We start from the raw sequence: 23,908 nt of genomic DNA, 5'->3' as shown, positions 1-23,908 counted from the left end.
ATCTTTAATATTGAATGATTTTATTTTTATTTGTTTCAAAAAACTGAGTAAAAAACTCAGATTTTTAATGGATTTTTTAAACTAAGAAATTGTGTTTTTTAGTCTGATATTTCCCTTATTTTCGGAAACTGGTTAAGCTATGCCAGATTGTTGAAATTTTGATGGGCTTATGAAACAAGAGACGGCGCTGAAACTTTTAAAAGCAGGCGAAAATGTTTTTTTAACGGGTTCGGCTGGTGCAGGTAAAACTTATACACTTAATCAATATATTCAATATCTTAAAATAAGAAAAGTACCTGTTGCTATTACTGCATCGACAGGCATTGCAGCAACCCATATGAACGGTATGACCATTCATACTTGGGCAGGTATTGGGATTAAAGATGCGCTGAGCGATGATGACCTAAAGCGTATGAAAGAGCGTAAATATCTCAAAGAGCATCTGGAAAATACGCAGGTGCTGATTATTGATGAAATTTCGATGTTACATGCCAAACAGTTAAATTTGGTCAATCAGGTTTTAAAATATTTTAAAGAAAGTGACGAAGCATTTGGTGGTATACAGGTCGTAGTTGCGGGAGATTTTTTCCAGTTACCACCTGTCAGTAAAAGTGAAGAACGTAACCGTGATAAATTCTGTTTTATGTCAGAGGCTTGGGTTGAAGCAAAATTTCGGGTTTGCTATTTGACAGAGCAGCATCGCCAGGATGATGAAACTTTAAATCAGATTTTAAATGCGATTCGGGCGCAGGATTTACAGCATAATCATATACAAGCCTTGACCAGTGTACGCCAGCAAGATATTGGCGAAACTTTTACTCGTTTGTACACGCATAATTTGGACGTTGATAACTTGAACTTTCAACATTTAAATGCGATTGATGGCGAAAGTCACCAGTTTAATGCGGTGTTGGATGGTAATGAAAAACTGCTTGAAACTTTAAAATCTTCTGTGCGTGCTCCAGAAGAACTCACTTTAAAAAAACATGCTAAAGTCATGTTTGTTAAAAATAATTTTGATATGGGTTATATCAATGGCAGCTTGGGTGAAGTCATTGGTTTTGAAGAAGACGATGAACATGGTTTATTACCTAAAGTTCAACTGAGCGATGGTTCAGTGCTTTTGGTCGAGCCTGAAACTTGGTCAGTTGAAAATGATGCAGGCAAGGTGATTGCTAGTTTTCAGCAAATTCCACTGCGTTTGGCATGGGCAATTACCATCCATAAAAGTCAGGGCATGACGTTAGAAGCTGCGGAAATTAACCTGAGTCATACCTTTGAAAAAGGTCAGGGTTATGTGGCATTGTCCCGCTTGAAATCTTTAGAAGGCTTACGTTTAACAGGTTTTAACGATCAGGCATTGGAACTCGACAGTTTAGCCATAAAAGCAGACCGTCGTTTTCAGGAGCTTTCAGAAGAGGCTGAGCAGCATTTTGCCAATATTGATTTGAGTGCGCAGCATCAAACATTTATCCGACACTGTGGTGGTACACTCAATCCCAGCGAAATTGCACGCAATGAGCGTAAATTTGCAAAAAATGCCGATAAAAATGCTTATGCCAACAACACGTTGGAAGAAACCAAAGAACTGTTTGAAAATGGTTATGAAATTACTGATATTGCACAGGAACGTGGCTTGACGCCTGCCACGATTATTAACCATTTGGCTCGCTTGCATAAAGAGCAGGGGCTTGATATTTCTGTGGCGCATCCTGGTGATGATGTGATTGAGCAAGTCCGTAAGATTTATAAACGCTTGAAAAAAGCGCAACGTGCTGAAAACTTTAATGAAGATGGTTCGATTAAGTTGCGTCCAATTGTTGAAGCAACCCAACCGAAAATGGGCTATGATCAAGTAAGATTAGCCTTACTCTTTATCGAATAAAAAGGACAAGCGTATGCCACATTTAGTGATTGGATATTCACGTAATATCCATAATTTAAGTCAGGAAAAACTGCTTAAACATGTGAATCATCAACTGATCGCAACAGGGTTATTTCAAGCGAAAGACCTGAAATCACGTATCCATAAAGACGAAGTATTTGTGATTGGGGACAATGATGATACTCAAGGTTATATTCATGCACAATTATCGGTGTTAAGTGGGCGGACCGAGGAACAAAAACAGCAACTGAGTCAGATTTTGCTACAGGCTTTGCTGAGTTTTAAAGATTATGAAGCTTATACACTATCGGTGCAGGTGTGTGCAGAAATTTTGGAAATGCCACAAAATCAGTATGCGAAACAAAGTATTCAATATTAACCAATAGGGTGGAGACTGTCCTCCACCCTTTGTTTTTTAGTCTTTATAAAATGGCGAAATGAAGCCCTAAAACAACAAGAATACTGCCACTTAGATAACAAATAGCGACTATCCGCGAGTAAGATCTGTACTGCGATATACTACTCAGTTTTCTAGTCTAATAATTCAATATCCGCATATTGAACAATTTTCTCAGCATTCAAACTAAACAATTCATCCATAAATGCTACAGCAAACTGCCCAACGAGCGGTGCACGTTCAAATGCCAGTTTACCTGCAATCGCAAAGTGTACATGGGCAGCTATACTGGCAATCGCTGGCGTAGCAACCGCAGTGTAAGCCGCGATCAGCGTACCTAAAGCACAGCCTGTAGCTGTAATTTTTGGCTGTAAGGCTGAGCCACCATTGATTTTAATCACTTGAGAAAATGCGTGACTTAAGATGTAATCGCTTTCCCCAGAAATGGCTACACAGTTACAATACTGCAATAAATTTTTAGCTTGTAAATACACAGCATCACTACTGAGCGTGCTATCGACACCTTTAGACGAACTCTGGTTTCCTGCCAAGGTGCTGATTTCGGATGCATTGCCACGAATGACTGTTGGGTGATATTGCAGTAGGGCGTCGGTCATGTCACTACGCCATTTTAAAATTGAACTGTAGCCGACAGGGTCAAGCACCCACGGTTTTTGATGCTGCTGAGCAGTTTTTGCAGAAATTTGCATGGCCTGCATTTGTTGTTCAGTCGGTGTGCCCAAATTAATACTAAGCGCTGAGCTAATTTGAGTAAAACTTTCGGCTTCAAACGGGTTATCAATCATGGCAGGTGATGCGCCACAGGCGAGCAAGACATTTGCAGCATAGTTGCTGGCAACTTGATTGGTAATACATTGTACCAATGGGGAGTTTGCCTGTAATTTTTGCCAAGCTTCAATCACTTGTTCAATTAAAAATGCACGTTCAAGCATAAAAATGTCCTGTGAATTTCTTGGTATTTATTTAATGAGTAAAATAATGATCCTGATGCTGACATTTGCGGCAGGTCAGGGTCACATAATCTCCTGCATCATATTCGACATCCAGTTCATTTGAACCGCAGTGCATACAGCGTTTGTCAGAGTAAAAATTTAGGCGAGGCTGGATTTTTTTCCAGAGATGCCAAATCGGCTGACTAAAAATACGTTGGTCATAATTGAGAAAACGGAAATACAAAATCTGACTCATTTTGCTCATCGGCAAATGTTCAGGTCGTGGAAAACTTGGCGTTTCCCATTTTTCAGCAATCGCGCGTTCACGATATTGGGTGATGGTTTTTTTCAAACGGTGTGTATTAATAAATCCATCATTGCGTGCTTCCAAAGCTTTTTGTTCATGTAAATACAAGAGTGCCGTATGTGCCAAATAGAAAATCTGTTCAACGGAAAGGCTTTCTAACAAGCGATAACATAACTGTTGAAAAGACGCATGCGAAGTAAACTGTACTTGCCACATCTTACAGATGGATTGAATAAATTGTATAACCTCTTGATATAACAAATCATAAAGTACAGCTTTCACTTCATCGCTGCTTTTAAATGGAATGCCCAGCGTCAAATTAAAATAGAACCAATTGCGTAGTTGCTGCGTAATACTAAACAGGCTTGGTTCGCTATAACCATCTAAACGGACATTTAAATAAAATGTAGAAGGTTCATCACAGGCTGTTGTGGCAGAGAAAACGTGTTCTTTTTGTAATTGTTTAACTACTTGTTGCTGAAAATGATAGCTTGGAGAAATATTTGAAAACTTAATTTTTTCCCAGTGAATATATTCATCGTGCTGGGAGTCTTCCCGAACATAATCATCAAGTAATGCGAGTAAAAATAGTTTTTGTAAAAAACTCAATTGATCTAGCGATGGTACGACAAGGTCTTTTTTGCGATATTTTTGTAGTTCTTGTTGGCGGGTTTCCTTAAGAATTTTTTTACGCTGCTGACTACAGCGCACACAGTGACAGGTAAAGTCGCCTTTTGGAAAGACTCTATGTTCACAGTGACTGCATTGATGGAATTGAATGTCTTGATCAAACTGTTCAGCGTCTACCCAAAACATAGCAGCATGACAGAGCGGGCAAAGTGTGCTGGCATCGAGTTGTTTATTTAAAACCTGAAACAAGGCAATGATCCATTCAAATAATAGCTGAACCTGAAATTATACACCGCCTGTCATAAAAAATATGCGAAAAAAAGCCAGTCATAGACTGGCTCTAGAGGGGGATTATACGGGGCAAGGGAAACTGTCGTCATATTGTCCAAGTTTTTTGGCAACAATCATGGCTTGAACTTTTTTTTGCGGTACTTTGACTTTGCCACAGTCATCATACAGATTGATAAGTAAAGTCACATCTTGCTCGTTGAGAGAAAGCCCTTCACTGGTCATAAATAGGGCAATCACCTGATGCTGAATACCTGCTTTATGTAAGCAGTGTAAGGCTTTGAGGTTTCCGGCACGGTAGATTTGGTCTTTAATCGTCATTGTCGCTGACCTCCTTAAAGAGAAGCTCATTCTACTTTGACATAAATTATCTGGATTGCCACGTGAAGAAATGTAAGAATGCGAAAAGTATAGTAATTACAAATGTCAAGATTATTTTTTGAATGTAAGTAAATATATTAAGCTGCTTTTACCCGTTGATTTTATTTTTCTTGTGCTTTATTGGTATAAATTTCAATTGGTTATTTTATGACAGTCAAAAAATATATAATATCCATTATGATAGGCAACCGAATGCTTAACAATAAAATAGGATTGAATCTATGTTGACTACTTTCAAAAAAATCACGTGTGGAATAATAATTTTATTCTGCTGTAAAAGTAGTTATGCGGAATTAAATGCTGAATTGAAACAGAGTATTGGGAAAAATTGTCAAGAAAAATCTGAAATAGCAGCTCAAGTGATGACTGAGCGTCAGAGTGGAAAAGAGTTTGTTGAAATGGTGCAAACGGCTGCTGCGATGCAAAAAAATGCCGTAACTAATGATCAGCACGCGCTTGCTCAATTTTATGCAGCACTCGCTTTAAAAGCATCACGTCAACCTGTGGAAAGTAGTAATTCTGCCAAAAAAGCAAAGATTGCAGAGTTGCGTCAACTTGTTTTAACTTCTTGTCAGCACAATCAGATCTAACAATTTGATTTCTTCGTTTGAATCTAGCCTGCTTTAATTAAGATTAAAGTAGGTTTTGTATGTAGTGTTCTAAAGCATTTATGTTATGCGAGCGAACCGATCTTGTTAATGAGAAATTGCAGATTCAGAGCTTATGAGTTTTTTAATTTACTTGTACCAAGCTGCTACACCATGATGTCGTGAACATGTTCCGCGATGGTGTTTGCTAAAGCTGTATGAGCCATCACGACATTTTGCAGAAGCTCTATTTGGGCGTTTACCATTTTCACTATGGGCTGGTGAATGGACAACACGACCATTTACATTACGATAGTGATGATGTTCAACGAGGTTTTGCTCATTGGGTTCGCTATAAGGAACATTTTTAGCAAATGCTGTTGTCGTGAATAATACAATGAATAATAAAGAAATATATTTCATAATAAGGATGCAGGTCTTTGTCAGGACTCTAAAAATAATCTTCCTTATTTTAAAGTTTGTAAACAAAAAAATGGTCGTAATTTATACAAAATGAAATAAATATGCATAAGTAAAAATTAAAAAATCAGTTTTTTGATTCTCTCTGTGGAGATACTTATATCAGTGGGTTTTTAAGCTGCCTATATGGTAGTGAACAATAAAAATATTACAACAAGATCAGAAATAACAGTAGCTTAAACTCTAAAAGTAAAGAAATACCCAAATTTTTTAGCTAAGTTATAACTGATTGATTTTATTAAACTGTTAAAGAATCTTAAAAATATTGGGTCAAAATCATTCATCTGCCAAAGCAAAAACGATGCAAAATTCATTTCTATTCAAATCTGAAAAGGTTTAAACATCGTACAGGCATTAAAAATCAAGCTAAAACAGGGTAGAATACCGAGCATATAAATTTATAGATTTGGAGTTCTGAGTGGAGCGATTGACGATTAGCCCTGAAAGTTTGAATGAAGCGGCTGAAAACTTAAGCACGATTCGTGATTTTATTCGCTTTGGGGTCACAGCACTGCGTCAATACGATGCTCATTTAGGACAAGGTACAGAAGACTTTTTTGCAGAAAGCTCGGCATTGGTGCTGCAAACATTGTCTTTAGACTGGGCGGCAGACAACGAAATTCTCGATGCAAAACTACTACCAAGTGAAAAAGCAGAATTTTTAAGTCTTTTGGAACGCCGTATTAATGAACGCGTCCCAACTTCATATTTATTAAACCTTTCTTATTTTTTTGGTAAACCATTTTATGTCGATGAACGCGTTCTCATTCCACGTTCACCAATTGCAGAACTCATCGAACAGCGCTTTGCGCCATACTGTTTAGATGAAAATGGACAAATGCGTGAAGCATTAAATGATTTGCCAGAAAATACACAGCCTCAAACACCACGTCGTATTTTAGACATGTGTACAGGTTCAGGCTGTATCGCGATTGCACTGGCATATGCTTACCCAGAAGCGGAAGTTGATGCAACCGATATCTCGCGTGAAGCACTTGAAGTGGCCGCAATTAATGCTGAACATCACAACATGCAATATCAGGTTGCATTGTTAGAGTCAGATTTATTTTCTAAAATTCCTTCAGAAAATAAATATGATCTTATCATCAGCAATCCACCATATGTGGATGCTGAAGATATGGCGGATTTACCTGAAGAATTTTTGCATGAGCCAGAACTGGCGCTTGCCGCAGGTCAAGATGGTTTAGATTTAGTACGTAAAATGTTGGCACAAGCCGCAGACTATTTAACTGAAGATGGTCTCATTGTGATTGAAGTGGGTAATTCTGAATGGGCAATGCGTCAGAATTTCAATACAGTTGATTTCCACTGGTTAAAATTTCAAAAAGGTGGTTCAGGTATTTTTGCTTTGACAGCTGCACAATGTCGTCAACATCAACAATTATTTCAAGATTCAGTAAATGCATAAGGAATTGTCATTATGGCAGGAAATAGTATTGGGCAACTTTTTCGTGTGACGACCTGTGGTGAGTCGCACGGTGTTGGCTTAATGGCAATTGTTGATGGCGTACCACCAGGTCTTGAATTGGTTGAGGAAGATTTACAAAAAGACCTTGATCGTCGTAAACCAGGCACATCAAAATTTGCGACTCAGCGTAAAGAGCCTGACCAAGTTGAAATTATTTCGGGTGTTTTTGAAGGTAAAACTACAGGCACATCAATTGGTTTATTGATTCGCAATACCGATCAAAAGTCAAAAGATTACGGTAACATTGCGCAGACTTTCCGCCCAGGACATGCTGACTATACCTATACACAAAAATATGGTTTCCGTGACTACCGTGGCGGTGGACGTTCAAGTGCCCGTGAAACCGCAATGCGTGTAGCTGCAGGTGCAATTGCTAAAAAATATTTGGCTGAGAAGTTTGGCATTGTCATTCGTGGGCATGTTACCCAAATCGGTACAGAAGTTGCAGAAAAACTGGACTGGAATGAAGTTCCAAATAACCCATTTTTCTGTGGCGATATCGATGCTGTTCCTCGTTTTGAACAGCTTGTCACATCACTGCGTGAGCAAGGAACAAGCTGTGGTGCAAAACTGGAAATTTTAGCTGAAAATGTACCCGTCGGTTGGGGTGAGCCTGTATTTGATCGTTTAGATGCCGATATCGCACATGCCATGATGAGCATTAATGCTGTCAAAGGCGTAGAAATTGGTGATGGTTTTGCTGTTGCAGGGCAGTTTGGTCATGAAACTCGTGATGAATTGACTTCGCAAGGTTTCTTGGCAAATCATGCAGGTGGAATTTTAGGTGGAATTTCAAGTGGTCAAGATATTCGCGTGGCGATTGCACTCAAGCCAACTGCGAGTATTACTACCCCAGGAAAAACCATCAACTTAAACCGTGAAGATACTGATGTCTTAACCAAAGGTCGTCATGACCCTTGCGTTGGTGTTCGAGCAACTCCGATTGCAGAAGCAATGCTTGCAATTGTATTGATGGATCATTTCTTGCGTCATCGTGCGCAAAATGCCGATGTAGTTGCACCATTTTCGCCTATTGCACCTTAAAAAATCAGCAAAATCTGGATGGCTTCATAAATATGAGGCCATTTTTTTTAAGTGCTATTTATTCAGGCGATTTATACATAAATAGCGTTTCATTTCTTATTTAAACCTGTTAAAACAAAAATAAAGCCTAAAGGAAATGAGTCGAAGACAATGAAAACTATAGTGAAATATATTGCGTTAAAAAGTAAAGATTACCAGTTGGGTCATGCGCTTTTTGAAGAAGAACTTGAGGAAACAAGTGATTATTTTGAGCGTATTCCTAGCCATATCCAGTTTCAAAATTTACAGTTTAAAGTGAAATCTAAAGAATTAACGCGTAAACAGGTATTTGATGACTTTGAGGAATCTCAAACGATTATTGTCAAGGTAATTGCAGTTGCTGACGCTTAAGTCTGTGGTGGCGCTGACTTAAACGCTGAAAATACACAAGTGTGACATGATTCAAATTGAAGCTGGCTTGTTACTGATTTATCTCGTTAAACTCAACTTTTAGCTGTGGTAAAAATGCGAGGTTGGTTTAGGAAAATTTGAGACTTTGTTCTGAAAAAGCAATATTTGACATATATAACTTTTGAAATAAGCTTTAATTTCTAGAAGCCTTACTGTATTTGGTGAAGGGTAATGGAAAATGAAATCGTAGAAGATTATTTCTAACTAATTGATAGTGTACAGATATCTCAGTAGTTTTGCTGATTTATTTTTGAAATTGTCCAAATCAAAAAAAGCGAAGACAACGCTGCTTTTGTGCCTTATGCATCGCATTCTTAAAATAAGTTAATATTTCCTAAACGGACTAAATTTGTTGAGTGTTATAGAGTCAACAATTAAAAATCTAACACGATCACCATTCTGCTTTTAATTGACTGTGACCGTTGAAAGATGGACATGATCTATCAGTAGATCACTTATAATATCTTATGGAATTTACTTGCTTAAAATAAAACGCCCGATGAAGTTCATCAGGCGTTTTAACTGAAATAAGAATTAACTCATTAAGCAGGTTTCTTTTCTTCTGTTGCAGGCTCAAGTTGCTTTAGCAAATGAGTCTCAAGATAGTGAATATCCATTGCTGTTTCACAGAAATCTTTATCTTGTAAGATTAAATCTTTATGCAATGGAATATTGGTTCTCACGCCTGTTAGAATCATCTCATCTAACGCCTGTTTCATGCGTGCAATCGCTGTATTACGATCTTTACCATGCGCAATCAATTTTGCAATCATGGAGTCATAATACGGCGGAATGCTGTAACCTGAGTAGATATGAGAATCTAGACGGATACCTGCACCGCCTGGCGCATAGAAATGCTCAATACGACCTGGAGATGGCAAGAATGTTGTTGGATCTTCAGCATTGATACGGCATTCCATCGCGTGACCACGAACTTCAATATCTTTTTGCTCAAGATTCAAACCTAAACCAGAAGCAATACGGATTTGTTGTTCGATAATGTCAACACCTGTTACCATTTCAGTGACAGGGTGCTCTACTTGAACACGGGTATTCATCTCAATAAAGAAGAACTCACCATCTTCAAACAAGAATTCGAATGTTCCTGCACCACGGTATTGCATGAGCTTACACGCATGCACACATGCTTCAAGAATGTCTGCACGTGCTTGTTCTGGCAAGTCTGGTGCTGGCGCTTCTTCAAGAACTTTTTGGTGACGACGTTGTAAAGAACAGTCACGGTCATATAGGTGAATGGCATGACCATTACCATCTGCCAAGATTTGAACTTCAACGTGACGAGGTGTTTGTAAGAAACGTTCCATATAGACCGTATCATCACCAAACCACATTTCAGCATCACGTTGAGCTGCTTGTACAGACTCAAGCAAAGTGTCGATGCGTTCAACAATACGCATACCACGGCCACCACCACCTGAAGCTGCTTTAACAATCAGTGGGAAACCGATTTTAGCTGCTTCTTCTTTTGCATTGGCTGGGGTTACCGCATGCTGTGAGCCTGGTACAGTCGGTACGCCAGCTTTACGCATTGCCGTAATTGCGGAAACTTTGTTCCCCATGAGGCGAATATGCTCTGGGCGTGGGCCGATAAACACATAGCCTGAAGTTTCGACCATTTCGGCAAATTCAGCATTTTCAGACAAGAAGCCATAACCAGGGTGGATGGCATCTGCACCTGTAATTTCAGCAGCAGTTAATAATGCTGGAATATTTAAATAACTTTCGCTTGTTGAACCTGGACCAATACATACAGCTTCATCGACAAAACGCAAATGCATCAAGTCTTTATCAGCGCTAGAATAGACTCCAACGGTTTTAATCCCTAGAGCTTTACAAGCGCGGGTGATTCGCAAGGCGATCTCACCACGGTTTGCAATCAGTACTTTTTGCAACATTGTGAGTCCCTGTAATTATGCGCGGTAACGGAATAATGGTTGACCAAACTCAATCACTTCGCCATTTTTTACCAAGATTTCTTCAATCACGCCGCTTTGAGTTGCTTCAATCGGGTTCATAATTTTCATTGCTTCGATAATACCTAAAGTATCGCCAGCAGAAATAGTTTGACCGACTTGAACAAATGGTGCTTCGCCTGGACTTGGAGCAGCATAATAAACACCAACCATTGGTGAAGTTTCAACAATGCCACGTGGTGTTTTAGATTTTGGTGCAGATGCTTCAGCAGAAGGAGCAGGCATTGCAGCAACACCCATTTGAATTGGTGCTGGGCTGCGGCGGGTTAAAGCAATCGATTGATCACCTTCTTTTACTTCAATTGCGTGAAGATCAGATTCAATCATCAAATCGATGAGCTTTTTGATTTTACGAATATCCATGGTTTTCGTATTCCTTATGAAGATTAATGAGAAGGTTGAAGCTTAGAAACAGCATAATTGAGTGCAAAGTGATAGCCTTTTGCACCTAAGCCACAAATCACGCCCACAGCTTTGTCGCTCAGGTATGAATGGTGGCGAAAGGTTTCGCGGGCATGCACATTAGACAAATGCACTTCAATAAATGGAATATTGACCCCAAGCAATGCATCACGTAGTGCCACAGAAGTGTGGGTGTATGCCGCAGGGTTAATGATAATAAATTGCACAGCTTGTTCTTGTGCTAAATGAATACGGTCGACAATTGCACCTTCATGGTTGCTTTGAAAAGTATCTAAATCGCAATCTTGTTGTTTGGCTTGTTCAATCAGGCTTTGGTTGATGTCATTTAAGGTGAGGTGCCCATATACTTCAGGTTCGCGCTTTCCGAGCAAATTTAAATTTGGCCCATGAATGACCAAAATACGTGAAGTCATATAGTTCACTCCAAGCTGAAATTGCAGTCATTTTCTGCAAGATCTTTACAAAGTTGGTGGATTTCTGCTTTGAATTCTGTAATTATTTTGTAAGTTGTACTTATCTATACAGAATAAACAAATCAAATTATGCGTATATCTTGTAAATTTTTGGGAAAATTAACAATGTTAAAAAGTTCCATTTTTAAAACTTGAAACTTGCTTGTATGGGCAGTTTTTCTTAAATTTTGCTTGGTCTGGTTGCTGCTTACACTACCACTAAATAAAAGCAATTGGAATGGATGTTTTTATAATAAAATTATAAAAACATGTAGGTTGAAGATGCTAGCTAAATTTCTTGATAATTTTATTTAAACACATGAATTTAAATAAATAATTTAAATAATAAATACAGGGATTTTTGAAAAATTATTGAGATGAATGATGGTCAATATATGACATATTTTTCTTAAATAGCCTAAGTTTTATTACCTTGGATGTGTGTAGATTGAATAAAAAACTGTACATAGTTTGGTTTTCTTTGAGTGGAATTTGCAAAGAACAGTAAAAGGCATTGACCATTTTGTTCAGATTGGCAAAGGCTATAGAATAAAAAGGTAATGTAACTGCTTATAGAATACGCAATAAGTTGTTACATCTGTGCCAAGTTAAGTTCCTATATTGAATTAATTGATAGTTGATTTAAATATATAGCTGATTTTCTGATGTTTTAAGCTATTACAACCCTATTTTATAGTAGGGGGTAAAATGAAAGCGTAGATTATGGATAGATGACTTATTTCATATTTTGATACGTAATTACAGACAAGCACATTGTTTATGCTGTCTGCATTTAGCAAGTTTTTAACGGACTGAGAATTTTTTGGCATAGCTTACACAGCCAACCACCAACAAACTGGTGAGAAACATCGACCAGCCTACAGGCTCATGCAAAAGAATTGCCGCTAAGCCCAGACCCAAAAAAGGTTGTAACAACTGTAACTGACCAACAGCAACCACACCGCCTGTGGCTAAGCCGTGATACCAAAAAATAAAACCAATAAACATGCTGAACACTGAAACATACAACAATCCTAAAGATGCGCTCAATGTGACATGGCTAAAGTTTTCAGGGAAATAATAAAAGCTAGCAAATAGCATAAAGGGTAGGGTTAAGATGAGTGCCCAAGAAATAACCTGTAAACCGCCCAAATCTCTCGATAATCGCCCACCTTCCGCATAGCCTAAACCACAAAGTAAAATTGCGATCAGCATGTACATATCGGCAGAAAGAGGATGTTGTTCCTGAGGTGACATGTAAATAAAAGCAATAATGCTGCTGCTCCCTAGCACGGCAAATAGCCAAAATTTATGCTGTGGTCGTTTTTCACCGCGTAAGATTGCAAAAATAGCCGTCGCTAAAGGCAGCAAGCCAATAAATACAATGGAGTAAGCGGCATTCATCTGCTTGAGTGCCAATGCTGTAAATAAAGGAAAGCCCAGTACGACCCCAACTGCAACCACAATTAGTGATTTGAACTGAGTAATAGAAGGTAAGCGCTGCTTCATGCAGAGTACCGTGCATAAAGCCAGTATGCCTGCAATTAGGGCACGAATTGAAGTTAGGAATTCAGCGCTAAAGCCTGTTACCGCCAAACGGGTTGCAGGCAAAGAACCTGCAAAAATACAGACACCGCATAAACCACTTAACCAGCCACGTGAAATATTCAACATGTTTACTCTCCCCATAGACTTATTTCATTTATAGAGAGTAGAGGCCACTGACTTGTTGAAACAGCTACAAAGCAATACAATTTAACCAAACTGTTAGGGTGTGAAAAATAAAACTGTTATGAAAAAATTAGCACCATCGAGCAAAATAGAACGTGTTATAGCTTTTATTCAACAACAAATTGATGATCGGGTTTTGGTTGCTGGAGCGCGATTACCTTCGCTCAGGCAACTGGCTCAGCAGTTAGAAGTTTCCATTTCAACAGTCATAGAGGCTTATGCGCGGTTAGTGACGGAGCAGCGTATTGAAGCGAGAGCTGGTGCAGGGTATTTTGTGACAGGGGTTCGGGCATCCTATGCTTTTACCGCAATTGCCCCACGTTTAGATCGAGAAGTCGATCCTTTATGGATTTCTCGGCAGTCTTTAGAAGCCAATTCAACCCATTTAAAACCAGGTTGTGGTTGGCTACCTGAACACTGGATGCCAGAAGATTTAATCCGAAAAGCGTTGAGAGTTGTTTCGCGTTCCACAACTTCACATTTGGTCGGTTATGGTCAGCCTCTGGGTTTTGCTGAACTGCGTCATTTAATTGTACAGCGTATGCAAATGACAGGTGTTGTGGCACATCCCGATCAAATCTTACTTACCGATAGTGGTACGCATGCAATCGATTTGGTTTGTCGGTTATTTTTAAACCCAAATGATGTTGTGCTGGTTGATGATCCTTGTTATTTCAATTTTCATGCCTTACTCAAAACCCATCAGGTTAAGGTTATTTCAATTCCCTGGACAGCAACAGGCCCTGATGTTGAAAAGTTTCGGGCGGCATTAGTGCATAAACCCCGACTCTATATTACTAATTCAGGCATCCATAACCCAACGGGCGGACAATTATCGTTAGCCACTGCTTATCAAATTTTAAAAATGGTGGAGCAAACTGATTTAGTTATTGTGGAAGATGATATTTTTGCTGACTTGGAATATGTGCCTGCATCGCGTTATGCAGCACTCAACGGTTTTGCTCAGGTCATTCAAATTGGAAGTTTTTCCAAAACCCTTTCAGCATCTATGCGCTGTGGTTATATTGCGACGCAACAGCAATGGATTGAGCAATTGATTGATTTAAAAATAGCGACCTGTTTTAACAATAATCAGTTAAATACAGAGGTGATTTATCATGCATTAACGGACAATGCTTATCGTAAACATGTGGAATGGCTCAAACAGCAATTAGCACTGGCGATGAGTAAAACTATACAAAATCTGCAGCCATTGGGAATTAGTCCTTGGGTTATTCCTCAAGCTGGTATGTTTCTGTGGTGTCTCTTACCCGATGGATGTAATGCTAAAGAAATTTCAAAAATATGTTTACTGCAAGGTGTCATTTTGGCACCTGGAAATGCTTTTAGTACCCATCAATCTGCTGAACAGTTCTTACGTTTTAATGTGGCACAGTCCGCAGATCAGCGTATTTATCAGGCATTACAACGTGCGATTAAATAATTAAACTGATATAAATTATCAATTTATACAAACTATTTGCGTAAGAATAAACGAAAAATCAGTTTCTGTAACCATGTGCCATATGGTGGATAAATCAGTTTCATTAAACTGAATTTTGGGCGTACAAAAACTGATTTGGCATGACTAAAGGTCAAGAAACCTTCATGTCCATGATAATGTCCAAGCCCTGAAGCTCCCACGCCACCAAACGGCAAATCATCCTGTGCGACATGTACCAAGGTTTCATTTAAACAGATACCACCACTATGTGTATGCTGTAAAAAATGCTTTTGTTCCTGCTGGTCATAACCAAAATAATACAGTGCTAATGGGCGATGCTGCTGCTGATTGATGTAGGTCATGACTTCATCAATATTTTGGTAAGTCAAAATCGGTAAAATTGAACCAAAAATCTCATTTTGCATCAGAAGCATATCATCATTTACATCGCAAACCAGATAATGCCCAAAATGCGCTTCATCTTCAGGGTAAATACAAATCACTCGTGCGCCTTTGGCTTGAGCATCATCTAAATACAACTTTAAGCGTTGTTTCTGGCGTTGATTGATAATTTGAGTGCAATCAGGATTATTGGATAACTCGGGGTAAAATTGACGAATGGTTTTGATATAAGTGTCAATAAATGGCTGTAATAAATCTTGCGGCACAAAAACATAGTCAGGTGCAACACAAGTTTGCCCAGCATTAATCGTTTTGCCAAAAACAATACGACGGACAGACTCCTCTAACGGTGCATCTTTGCCAATCACACTTGGAGATTTTCCACCAAGCTCAAGCGTTATAGGTGTTAAATGCTCTGATGCAGCACGCATCACTTGCCGACCAATTGATGTTGCCCCTGTAAAAAGTAAATGATCAAAGGGCAGTGCAGAGAACTGCTGTGCGACGTTATGATCGCCTGTTACGACGCTAACTAAATCTTCAGGAAAAACCTGTGCAATTATTTTTTGGAAAAGCGCAGAAAAATGCGGGGTAAATTCACTCATTTTCAGCATGACCCGATTGCCTGCGGCCAACGCTTGGCATAATGGACCAACGGCTAAAAATAATGGGTAATTCCACGGTACAATAATACCGACGATACCGAGTGGTTGATACATCACATAGGCTTGAGCAGGTTGAAAAAGAATGCTGACCTGACGGTGACTGGGTTTCATCCATTTTTTTAAGTGTTTGAGTGTATGTTGAATACCCATCACACTCGGTAAGATTTCAACTAAACGGGTTTCATCTGCACTACGATGCCCAAAATCTGTTGAAATGGCATCAGTAATATGTTGCTGATGTTCAATTAACACACTTTTTAATTGTTTAAGCCACGTACGGCGCTGTTGCAAACTTGGATATTGGGTGGTTAAAAAAGCCTGTTTTTGTTGTTGTAGCAGGTGATTTAAATACTCGGCAGAATCAGTCATTAGTTTCTGTATTGTTCCTTCAACGTTCAGACTTCATGTTAACTGAAAATTCTGAACTGCAAAATTTAAGTTGTGCATTTCACGGTCAATGATTTTTTTGTAGCAAAAAATGCAAGTCTTTGGTTTGTAAACATGATCTTAGACTAAAGTCGCAAAGCATTTGCGGTTTCATCACAACCTGTTCCGTTCATTTTATATGTTTCTGATATATCAGTGTTATTTAAACGATACAAGGCTGTATTGTTGTAGAGAATACAGGAAAATTAAAACAATATTGGTCAGACCATTATTAAAATATTCAGACCAATATTGATCTTTAAGTTGGCATTATTTACTATTTGGGGACAAATAGGTGTTTTTTGATTTAAATTGGTCGTACCAATTTGTAAAAAACATTCTGGAATTCACAAATAAGTATCGCCGAAGCATTTCAAGGAGAAGAGAATGCTACAACAATGGCAACAAATTTATGACCCTATTGGTAATATCTGGCTATCTAGTTTGGTCGCTCTGATCCCAATTATTTTCTTCTTTCTTGCACTCGCTGTATTTCGCCTAAAAGGTAGCGTTGCAGGAACGATTACTGTTGTCTTGGCATTATTGGTATCGCTGTTTGCCTACCATATGCCAACCAGTATGGCTTTTGCATCAATTGTTTATGGATTCTTTTATGGGCTTTGGCCAATTTCATGGATCATTATTGGTGCGGTATTCCTTTATAAAGTCTCTGTAAAAACAGGGCAGTTCGATGTGATTCGTTCTAGCATTCTGTCCATTACGGAAGACCAGCGCCTTCAAATGCTGTTGGTCGGCTTTGCTTTTGGTACCTTCCTTGAAGGTGCTGCAGGCTTTGGTGCACCAGTTGCAATTACTGCTGCGTTGCTTGTGGGTTTAGGCTTTAAACCGCTGTATGCGGCAGGCTTATGCTTGATTGTGAACACTGCACCAGTTGCGTTTGGTGCAATGGGTATTCCAATTATTGTGGCGGGTCAGGTTTCAGGTGTAGAAACGCATGAAATTAGCCAAATGGTTGGTCGTCAATTACCGTTTGTTGTGCCAATCGTATTGATCTGGATTATGGTAATCATGGATGGCTGGCGCGGTGTGAAGGAAACTTGGCCTGCAATTTTGGTCGGTGGTGGTGCATTTTCGTTGGCACAATACCTAACTTCAAACTTTGTTGGCCCTGAACTTCCAGATATTACTGCGGCAATTGCATCTTTGATCAGTTTAACTGTTTTACTTAAGTTCTGGAAACCAAAACATATTTTCCGTTTCTCAAATGAAGATGGTACGATTATTGATGCAGCAGTTCTAGAACAACAAAAGCAAAAACATACAGCGGGTCAAATCTTTAAGGCATGGTCTCCGTTTATGATTTTGACTGCAATGGTCACTATATGGAGTATCAAGCCGTTCAAGAGCTTGTTTGCCAAAGATGGTGCATTGCATGACTGGATCATCGCAATCAAAGTTCCATACTTGCATCAATTGGTACAAAAAATGCCGCCTGTGGTTGGAAAACCAGCAGATTACGATGCAATTTTTAAATTTGACTGGTTCTCTGCAACAGGCACAGCGATTATTTTTGCTGCAATTATTTCGATTATTGTATTGAAAATGCGTCCTTCAGCAGCTGTAGCAACCTTTGCTGAAACTGTAAAAGAGCTAAAAACACCAATTTACTCAATTGGTATGGTGTTGGCATTCGCATTTATTGCGAACTATTCGGGTATGTCGGCAACATTGGCGTTGGCATTGGCGCATACAGGTCATGCATTTACCTTCTTCTCGCCATTTTTGGGTTGGATGGGTGTGTTCCTTACTGGTTCAGATACCTCTGCTAACGCGTTGTTTAGTGCTTTGCAAGCCACTACAGCACATCAAATTGGTGTACCAGATGTGTTACTTGTTGCGGCCAATACTTCTGGTGGTGTGACAGGTAAAATGATTTCACCACAGTCGATTGCAATTGCGTGTGCTGCCGTTGGTCTGGTTGGTAAAGAGTCAGATTTATTCCGCTTCACAGTGAAGCACAGTATCGCATTTACTGTGATGATTGGTATTATCATTACCCTTCAAGCCTATGTTTTTCCATGGATGATTCCATGATTCCATGATTGCAGATTGACCGAAGGAAAATGAGATGAAAATAGCCGATCGTGTAGTAGAAAGTTTGTATGATTTGATTGAACAACAAAGCATGCAGGTGGGCGATCGGCTGCCTTCAGAGCGTCAACTGTGTGAACAATTGAGTGTTTCACGTTCATCGTTACGTGAAGCACTGCAAAAGCTCTCAAGTTTGGGGGTGGTTTTCAGTCGAGTCGGTGCAGGAACGTATCTAGCCAAACGCCCGCAAAGCGATTGGTCTGACCAATTTATTCTCCAACCATTAAGTGACTTGATTGATCAAGACCCTTTGTATCGTTTTGATGTTCAGGAAGCTCGCCTGATTTTAGAAGGTGGCACAGCATGGTACGCCGCTCAGCGTTCAACCGAAGAAGACCGTGCCAAGATTCATTATTTTTATGACCAAGTTTTGTATTTTCAGTCGATTGGTGATGCCGATAAAGCTTCAGCATCAGATGCCAATTTTCATTTGGCGATTGCAGAAGCCTCTCACAATATTGTACTGACTCAAATGATGCGCAGTCTATTTGATCTGCTGCAATACAATGTGGTGTTAGGTCGACGCAAAATTTATACCGACGTGCATCAGTTTGAGCAACTTCATTTGCAACATTTTCAGGTAATGGATGCGATTGATCGACAAGATCCAGAATTGGCGCGTTCATCGGTGTGTGACCATATCGAATTTATTATTCAACAGGTGCGCGTGATTGATGAAGCAGAAGCTCGTCTTAAACGTTCATCTCGCTTAAAAAGGATCGATTTAAAATGATCATTTCTTCTTCTAGTGACTATCGTGAAGCCGCACGACGTCGTTTGCCTCCATTTTTGTTTCACTATATCGATGGCGGCGCTTATGCAGAATACACTTTAAAGCGAAACGTAGAAGATTTATCGAAAATTGCGCTGCGTCAGCGTGTGTTAAATGATATGTCGCAGTTGAGTCTTGAAACCAAGATTTTTGATGAAACGCTGTCCATGCCTGTGGCACTGTCTCCTGTAGGTTTGACAGGGATGTATGCGCGTCGTGGTGAGGTGCAAGCTGCCGTTGCCGCAGACAAAAAAGGCATTCCATTTACCTTGTCTACCGTATCGGTATGCCCAATTGAAGAAGTGACGCCTGCCATTCAGCGCCCAATGTGGTTTCAGTTGTATGTGCTACGTGACCGTGGTTTTATGAAAAATGCTTTGGAACGTGCTAAGGCAGCAGGCTGTTCAACCTTGGTGTTTACTGTCGATATGCCTGTTCCAGGCGCGCGTTACCGTGATGCCCACTCAGGCCTGAGTGGTCCAAATGCTGCGATGCGCCGTTATTTACAGTCTTTTGCACATCCGCATTGGGCGTGGAATGTTGGTTTGCTGGGTCGCCCACATGACTTGGGTAATATTTCAAAATACTTAGGCAAGCCAACAGGTTTGGAAGATTATATTGGCTGGTTGGGTGCTAACTTTGACCCATCTATTTCATGGAAAGATCTGGAATGGATTCGTGATTTTTGGGATGGTCCAATGGTCATCAAGGGGATTTTAGACCCTGAAGATGCTAAAGATGCTGTACGTTTTGGTGCAGATGGCATTGTAGTGTCCAATCACGGTGGTCGTCAGCTCGATGGTGTGTTATCAACCACGCGTGCTTTGCCTGCAATTGCTGATGCGGTTAAAGGTGATCTGAAAATCTTAGTCGATTCAGGTATTCGTAATGGTCTAGATGTAGTGCGTATGCTGGCAATGGGCGCTGACCTATGTATGCTTGGACGTGCTTTTGTCTATGCGCTGGGCGCAGAAGGCGGGCAGGGCGTATCTAACTTACTGGAACTGATTGATAAGGAAATGCGAGTTGCCATGACGTTGACAGGTGCGAAAAGCATTCAGGATATTAACTCAGACTGTCTTGTTAATTTAGATCGTCTAGCCAAATAAAAGTAAGAGAGTTCCCATGTCACAGGCAAAGCATAACAATACAATTCAGCAGTTAAAAAACATTGTTGGTGAACAGCATGTGTTGACAGATGATCAGCATACCCGCATGTACCGTCAGGGACGCCGCTTTGGTGAAGGTAAGGTCTTGGCAGTGGTTGTGCCTGGGAACTTGCTAGAGCAGTGGCAAGTCCTGCAAGCTGCTGTGGATGCTGATTGTATTGTGATTATGCAAGCGGCCAACACAGGACTGACAGGTGGGTCAACGCCGTATGGTGCAGATTATGACCGTCCAGTGGTCTTGATTAGTACTCGACGTTTGGCAGGTGTTCAGGTGATCAATCAGGGTAAACAGGTGATTTGTTTACCAGGTGCAACACTTGATGCCTTGGAACGCGAGTTAGTGCAGTATAACCGTGAGCCGCATTCGGTGATTGGCTCATCATGTATTGGCGCTTCGGTTCTAGGCGGTGTGTGTAATAACTCAGGTGGAGCATTGGTGCGCCGTGGACCTGCTTATACCGAGTTGGCATTGTATGCACGGGTGAATGATCAGGGCAAACTGGAACTGGTTAATCACTTGGGGGTTAATCTTGGGCAAACTCCTGAAGAAATCTTGACACGCTTACAGCAAAACAATTATCAAGCGGCTGATGTTGAAAACTCGGAGCATCGCTGTGCTTCCGATCAGCATTATGTGCATGATGTGTGTCAGGTCGATGAAGAAACTCCAGCACGTTTCAATGCCGATCCAAGTCGTCTGTTTGAAGCTTCAGGTTCGGCAGGGAAAGTCTGTGTGTTTGCAGTGCGTTTAGACACCTTTGAAAAAATCAAAAGTCAGGTATTTTATATCGGTTCCAATTCAATCCATGACCTGACTGAAATTCGCCGTTATTTGTTACAAGATTTGCCGCGTATTCCAATTGCAGGTGAATATATTCACCGCGTTGCCTACGATATCGGGGCGAAATACGGTAAAGATACCTTTGTCTTTATTGAAAAATTTGGCACTGCTAAAGTGCCTCAAGCCTTTGCAATGAAAGACAAGGTTGATGGCTTTTTGGAAAAATTTGGTGTACGTGGTTTGACCGATAAAGCCTTGCAAATGATGACGCATTTTTTACCGAATCATTTACCAAAACGTATGAATCAATTTCGTGATTTGTATGAACATCATTTGATTTTACGCATTGAAGATCAGGATGTCGCTCTAGTTCAGCAATTTCTAGCTGATTACTTTAATCAAAATACTTCAGGCAACTATTTCTTGTGTGATGCCGATGAAGGTCGTAAGGCATTTTTACACCGCTTTGCGGTAGCGGGTGCAGCGATTCGCTATCGTGATACTCATCGTAGTGAAGTTGAAGATATTGTAGCGTTAGATATCGCCTTGCGCCGTAATGACCGTGAGTGGTTAGAAACCCTACCAGCTGAAATGGATCAGAAAATTATTCACAAGCTGTATTATGGGCATTTTTTGTGTCATGTGTTCCATCAGGACTATATTGTGAAAAAAGGCGTTGATCCTTTAGATATGGAACATCAGATGTGGAAATTGCTCGATCATCGTGGAGCAGAGTATCCTGCGGAGCACAATGTCGGGCATTTGTATGTGGCCAAACCTGCACTCAAGCAGCATTACCAGAAACTTGATCCAACCAATAGTTTTAATGTCGGGATCGGGCATACCTCTAAGTTGAAATATTGGAAATCTTAAAATTAAGCTATAAAAAACCGAGTCAAGACTCGGTTTTTTATTATGGTTTTTTGAGATAACCTGCTTCGGCGGATTTTGGATATTGTTTAAGTAGCTGCTGGCGATATAGATTGGCAGAAACACTATTATGATCGACGTTCTTGGCAATACTATAAAGCTGATACAACGCTCGCGATGCTTTGGCAGATTGTGGATATTGCTTATACACAACTTCGTAATTTTTCTTGGCTTCTGTGTAATTTGCAGGTTCAATCGCTAAATAAAATTCGGCAAGCCAAAAGTGTGCATTGCCAATATAGATGCTATTGGGATACTTTTTGATAAAATCCTGCATAGGCTTGATCGCCTGTTTAGCACCACCTTGTTTGTAAGCATCGAGTGCTAAGGTATAGGCATCCTTCTCATTTAACGGCTTTTTTGCCGGGGGTGCTCCTGTAGAGGTGCTGGTTGCGGTAGAAGGTGAGGGAGTAGTACTGGTTACTGTTTCCGAGTTACTTGAAGCAGCTTCGCTACTTGCTGTATCGGATGCTGCCGAGCCATCATCGCCATCAACTTTTTGTTGAAGCAATTGTAAGCGCTGATCTAGGTCATTGTAATGATTGTCTAAATCTTTGCGTTGCTGATCAATAGCGTGCTGCTGTTCTTCAATAATGCCACGTAAACTACGCACTTGATTTTCAAGTTGATCAACGCGTTGCATTAGTTCCCAGTTGACATTGGTTGGAATGTTGCTACTAGGCGAATTGGTTGTTGTATTGTTGCTTGGTCCACTGCTATTGTTTTGGCTCAGTGATACATTTTCAATGGGCGCAGCCAACACAGCATATGTTGTTGTGCATGCCAGCAATCCAAGCGCTAACTTTTTAAGCTTCATAATGAAGAACCTGAAGAAATCGAAATGAGAATGACAAGCCGAAGAGGTTTGTACAAGATTCTAGCGTTTATTTATCAACTTTACATTGTTGAAAGCAAGCAAGCTTTACAATATTTCAGCATTTCTTCTGTGAATTTTCAAAGAAATTTTCTTGTAAATGTCAGAAATTGATCAAAATGTTTCTTTAATAATCAAACGCATCGCTTTTTATGGAAATCTCTTATTTTCATATTGCATGTTAAACAAAAATCTCTATACTTGTCCTTGCAATGGTAGCCCTGCTGGTAGCCTCGCAATTGTACTCTGTGAACCCCGCCAGGACCGGAAGGTAGCAACGGTAGCAGATCTATGATGTGCCGAAGTTTTGCTAGCAGGGTTGCCACCATTATTCCTCTTGCGATTCCCTGCGCACTGCTTTTAAAATTACATCCATATCAAAACCCCGATACTGCAAAAAACGAATTTGTTTTGCCTGTAACTTTGGCTCTCTTGTTACTTCTATTCCATATTTTTTGACTTTTAACTGATAGGCTTGCTCTAGCCAGTCAACTTCCTGTACCTGTTCTTGGATATAATCCTGATCCACCTGTTTTTGTTGTAAGGTTTGATAAATTCGCCGTGGGCCTTTGCCTTTACGTATTTGGCTTACCAGAACAAGTTCAGCAACACGTTGATCACTCTGATATTGGTACTGGCTAAATTCTTCAAGTAACTTTTCTACTTCTTCAGGGTCTAAAGCATAGCGATTTAATTTTTCGCGTAGCTCAGCTTTCGAGTATTCACGTTTACAAAGTAAGGCATAAGCATAACTACGCAGACGTGCGCCTGTTAGTGTCTTTTTTATTTGCTGATTGGTATCGAAGTTTGGCATGAGGTATTCCCATAAAAATCAAAAACGC

The 23,908-nt window shown here is 40.0% G+C and carries 22 protein-coding genes and 1 other RNA gene; 12 read left to right on the top strand and 11 right to left on the bottom strand.

The annotated features are described in order from the left end of the window. Nucleotides 1-169 precede the first annotated feature (169 nt). Nucleotides 170-1,885 carry an AAA family ATPase gene (locus E0H77_RS12025; protein ID WP_131378294.1) on the top strand — a complete coding sequence of 572 codons (1,716 nt, stop codon included), beginning with the start codon at nucleotides 170-172 and terminating at the stop codon, nucleotides 1,883-1,885. 13 nt (nucleotides 1,886-1,898) lie between these two features. Beyond that, the gene (locus E0H77_RS12020; RefSeq protein WP_004751980.1) at nucleotides 1,899-2,264 is read left to right on the top strand and encodes a 5-carboxymethyl-2-hydroxymuconate Delta-isomerase; all 366 of its coding nucleotides are present in this window, start codon (nucleotides 1,899-1,901) and stop codon (nucleotides 2,262-2,264) included. Nucleotides 2,265-2,416: 152 nt separating this feature from the next. On the opposite strand, the gene thiM is transcribed toward E0H77_RS12020, so the two are convergent. From thiM to E0H77_RS12005, 3 genes are all read right to left on the bottom strand, one after another. Next, a complete protein-coding gene (gene thiM / locus E0H77_RS12015; protein ID WP_131378293.1) occupies nucleotides 2,417-3,235 on the bottom strand; it encodes a hydroxyethylthiazole kinase in 819 nt (272 codons plus the stop codon). A 31-nt stretch (nucleotides 3,236-3,266) separates the two neighbouring features. After that, nucleotides 3,267-4,358 carry a hypothetical protein gene (locus E0H77_RS12010; RefSeq protein ID WP_131378304.1) on the bottom strand — a complete coding sequence of 364 codons (1,092 nt, stop codon included), beginning with the start codon at nucleotides 4,356-4,358 and terminating at the stop codon, nucleotides 3,267-3,269. A gap of 165 nt (nucleotides 4,359-4,523) precedes the next feature. Then, nucleotides 4,524-4,781, bottom strand: a complete 258-nt coding sequence (locus tag E0H77_RS12005; protein ID WP_131378291.1) for a hypothetical protein — start codon at nucleotides 4,779-4,781, stop codon at nucleotides 4,524-4,526. A 281-nt stretch (nucleotides 4,782-5,062) separates the two neighbouring features. On the opposite strand from E0H77_RS12005, the gene E0H77_RS12000 reads away from it, so the two are divergent. Next, entirely contained in the window at nucleotides 5,063-5,431 is a 369-nt protein-coding gene (locus tag E0H77_RS12000; RefSeq protein ID WP_131378289.1) for a hypothetical protein, read from the top strand. 147 nt (nucleotides 5,432-5,578) lie between these two features. Here E0H77_RS12000 and E0H77_RS11995 read toward each other — a convergent pair whose 3' ends face one another. Further along, nucleotides 5,579-5,851 carry a DUF3761 domain-containing protein gene (locus tag E0H77_RS11995; protein ID WP_131378287.1) on the bottom strand — a complete coding sequence of 91 codons (273 nt, stop codon included), beginning with the start codon at nucleotides 5,849-5,851 and terminating at the stop codon, nucleotides 5,579-5,581. A 475-nt stretch (nucleotides 5,852-6,326) separates the two neighbouring features. On the opposite strand from E0H77_RS11995, the gene prmB reads away from it, so the two are divergent. From prmB to E0H77_RS11980, 3 genes are all read left to right on the top strand, one after another. Beyond that, the gene (prmB, locus tag E0H77_RS11990; RefSeq protein WP_131378285.1) at nucleotides 6,327-7,337 is read left to right on the top strand and encodes a 50S ribosomal protein L3 N(5)-glutamine methyltransferase; all 1,011 of its coding nucleotides are present in this window, start codon (nucleotides 6,327-6,329) and stop codon (nucleotides 7,335-7,337) included. 12 nt (nucleotides 7,338-7,349) lie between these two features. After that, on the top strand, nucleotides 7,350-8,441 hold the full coding sequence (gene aroC / locus E0H77_RS11985) for a chorismate synthase (RefSeq protein ID WP_131378283.1): 1,092 nt from the start codon (nucleotides 7,350-7,352) through the stop codon (nucleotides 8,439-8,441). Nucleotides 8,442-8,591: 150 nt separating this feature from the next. Next, nucleotides 8,592-8,831 carry a hypothetical protein gene (locus E0H77_RS11980; RefSeq protein ID WP_131378281.1) on the top strand — a complete coding sequence of 80 codons (240 nt, stop codon included), beginning with the start codon at nucleotides 8,592-8,594 and terminating at the stop codon, nucleotides 8,829-8,831. A gap of 602 nt (nucleotides 8,832-9,433) precedes the next feature. Here E0H77_RS11980 and accC read toward each other — a convergent pair. The 4 genes from accC to E0H77_RS11960 all read right to left on the bottom strand — a co-directional run bounded on the left by accC (nucleotide 9,434) and on the right by E0H77_RS11960 (nucleotide 13,434). Further along, nucleotides 9,434-10,807, bottom strand: a complete 1,374-nt coding sequence (gene accC / locus E0H77_RS11975) for an acetyl-CoA carboxylase biotin carboxylase subunit (RefSeq protein WP_131378279.1) — start codon at nucleotides 10,805-10,807, stop codon at nucleotides 9,434-9,436. Nucleotides 10,808-10,822: 15 nt separating this feature from the next. After that, nucleotides 10,823-11,248, bottom strand: a complete 426-nt coding sequence (gene accB / locus E0H77_RS11970; protein WP_131378277.1) for an acetyl-CoA carboxylase biotin carboxyl carrier protein — start codon at nucleotides 11,246-11,248, stop codon at nucleotides 10,823-10,825. A gap of 23 nt (nucleotides 11,249-11,271) precedes the next feature. Continuing rightward, nucleotides 11,272-11,721, bottom strand: a complete 450-nt coding sequence (aroQ, locus tag E0H77_RS11965) for a type II 3-dehydroquinate dehydratase (RefSeq protein WP_131314264.1) — start codon at nucleotides 11,719-11,721, stop codon at nucleotides 11,272-11,274. An 843-nt stretch (nucleotides 11,722-12,564) separates the two neighbouring features. Beyond that, nucleotides 12,565-13,434: a DMT family transporter gene (locus tag E0H77_RS11960; protein ID WP_131378275.1), complete on the bottom strand. Its 870-nt coding sequence runs from the start codon at nucleotides 13,432-13,434 to the stop codon at nucleotides 12,565-12,567. 118 nt (nucleotides 13,435-13,552) lie between these two features. Between E0H77_RS11960 and E0H77_RS11955 the strand changes: the two genes are divergently transcribed. After that, complete coding sequence (locus E0H77_RS11955) at nucleotides 13,553-14,935, top strand: aminotransferase-like domain-containing protein (RefSeq protein WP_131378273.1); 1,383 nt, start codon at nucleotides 13,553-13,555, stop codon at nucleotides 14,933-14,935. A gap of 32 nt (nucleotides 14,936-14,967) precedes the next feature. Here the strand turns inward: E0H77_RS11955 and E0H77_RS11950 are convergent, their stop codons facing one another. Further along, nucleotides 14,968-16,371 carry a coniferyl aldehyde dehydrogenase gene (locus E0H77_RS11950; protein WP_131378271.1) on the bottom strand — a complete coding sequence of 468 codons (1,404 nt, stop codon included), beginning with the start codon at nucleotides 16,369-16,371 and terminating at the stop codon, nucleotides 14,968-14,970. Between the two features lie 444 nt (nucleotides 16,372-16,815). Here E0H77_RS11950 and lldP point away from each other — a divergent pair, with 444 nt between their 5' ends. Genes lldP through dld form a run of 4 tightly spaced genes read left to right on the top strand, consistent with a single transcriptional unit; the run spans nucleotide 16,816 to nucleotide 22,135 of the window. Next, a complete protein-coding gene (gene lldP / locus E0H77_RS11945) occupies nucleotides 16,816-18,483 on the top strand; it encodes an L-lactate permease (RefSeq protein ID WP_131378269.1) in 1,668 nt (555 codons plus the stop codon). A 34-nt stretch (nucleotides 18,484-18,517) separates the two neighbouring features. Then, nucleotides 18,518-19,273: a transcriptional regulator LldR gene (gene lldR, locus E0H77_RS11940; RefSeq protein WP_131378266.1), complete on the top strand. Its 756-nt coding sequence runs from the start codon at nucleotides 18,518-18,520 to the stop codon at nucleotides 19,271-19,273. Continuing rightward, the gene (gene lldD, locus E0H77_RS11935) at nucleotides 19,270-20,421 is read left to right on the top strand and encodes an FMN-dependent L-lactate dehydrogenase LldD (RefSeq protein WP_131378260.1); all 1,152 of its coding nucleotides are present in this window, start codon (nucleotides 19,270-19,272) and stop codon (nucleotides 20,419-20,421) included. The genes lldR and lldD overlap by 4 nt, the downstream gene beginning before the upstream one ends. Before the next feature lie 16 nt (nucleotides 20,422-20,437). Beyond that, nucleotides 20,438-22,135: a D-lactate dehydrogenase gene (gene dld, locus E0H77_RS11930; protein WP_131378258.1), complete on the top strand. Its 1,698-nt coding sequence runs from the start codon at nucleotides 20,438-20,440 to the stop codon at nucleotides 22,133-22,135. Between the two features lie 40 nt (nucleotides 22,136-22,175). On the opposite strand, the gene E0H77_RS11925 is transcribed toward dld, so the two are convergent. Then, nucleotides 22,176-23,009 carry a YbgF trimerization domain-containing protein gene (locus E0H77_RS11925; RefSeq protein ID WP_131378256.1) on the bottom strand — a complete coding sequence of 278 codons (834 nt, stop codon included), beginning with the start codon at nucleotides 23,007-23,009 and terminating at the stop codon, nucleotides 22,176-22,178. 279 nt (nucleotides 23,010-23,288) lie between these two features. Between E0H77_RS11925 and ffs the strand changes: the two genes are divergently transcribed. Continuing rightward, an RNA gene (gene ffs / locus E0H77_RS11920) (signal recognition particle sRNA small type) lies at nucleotides 23,289-23,385 on the top strand. Nucleotides 23,386-23,394: 9 nt separating this feature from the next. On the opposite strand, the gene E0H77_RS11915 is transcribed toward ffs, so the two are convergent. After that, entirely contained in the window at nucleotides 23,395-23,880 is a 486-nt protein-coding gene (locus E0H77_RS11915) for a regulatory protein RecX (RefSeq protein WP_131378255.1), read from the bottom strand. Between the last annotated feature and the right edge of the window lie 28 nt (nucleotides 23,881-23,908).

The organism is Acinetobacter brisouioides (assembly GCF_004331075.1).
In the GTDB taxonomy this organism is placed as follows: domain Bacteria; phylum Pseudomonadota; class Gammaproteobacteria; order Pseudomonadales; family Moraxellaceae; genus Acinetobacter.
The sequence above is the reverse complement of the archived record's forward strand: the minus strand, read 5'-3'. Positions and strand labels throughout refer to the sequence as shown.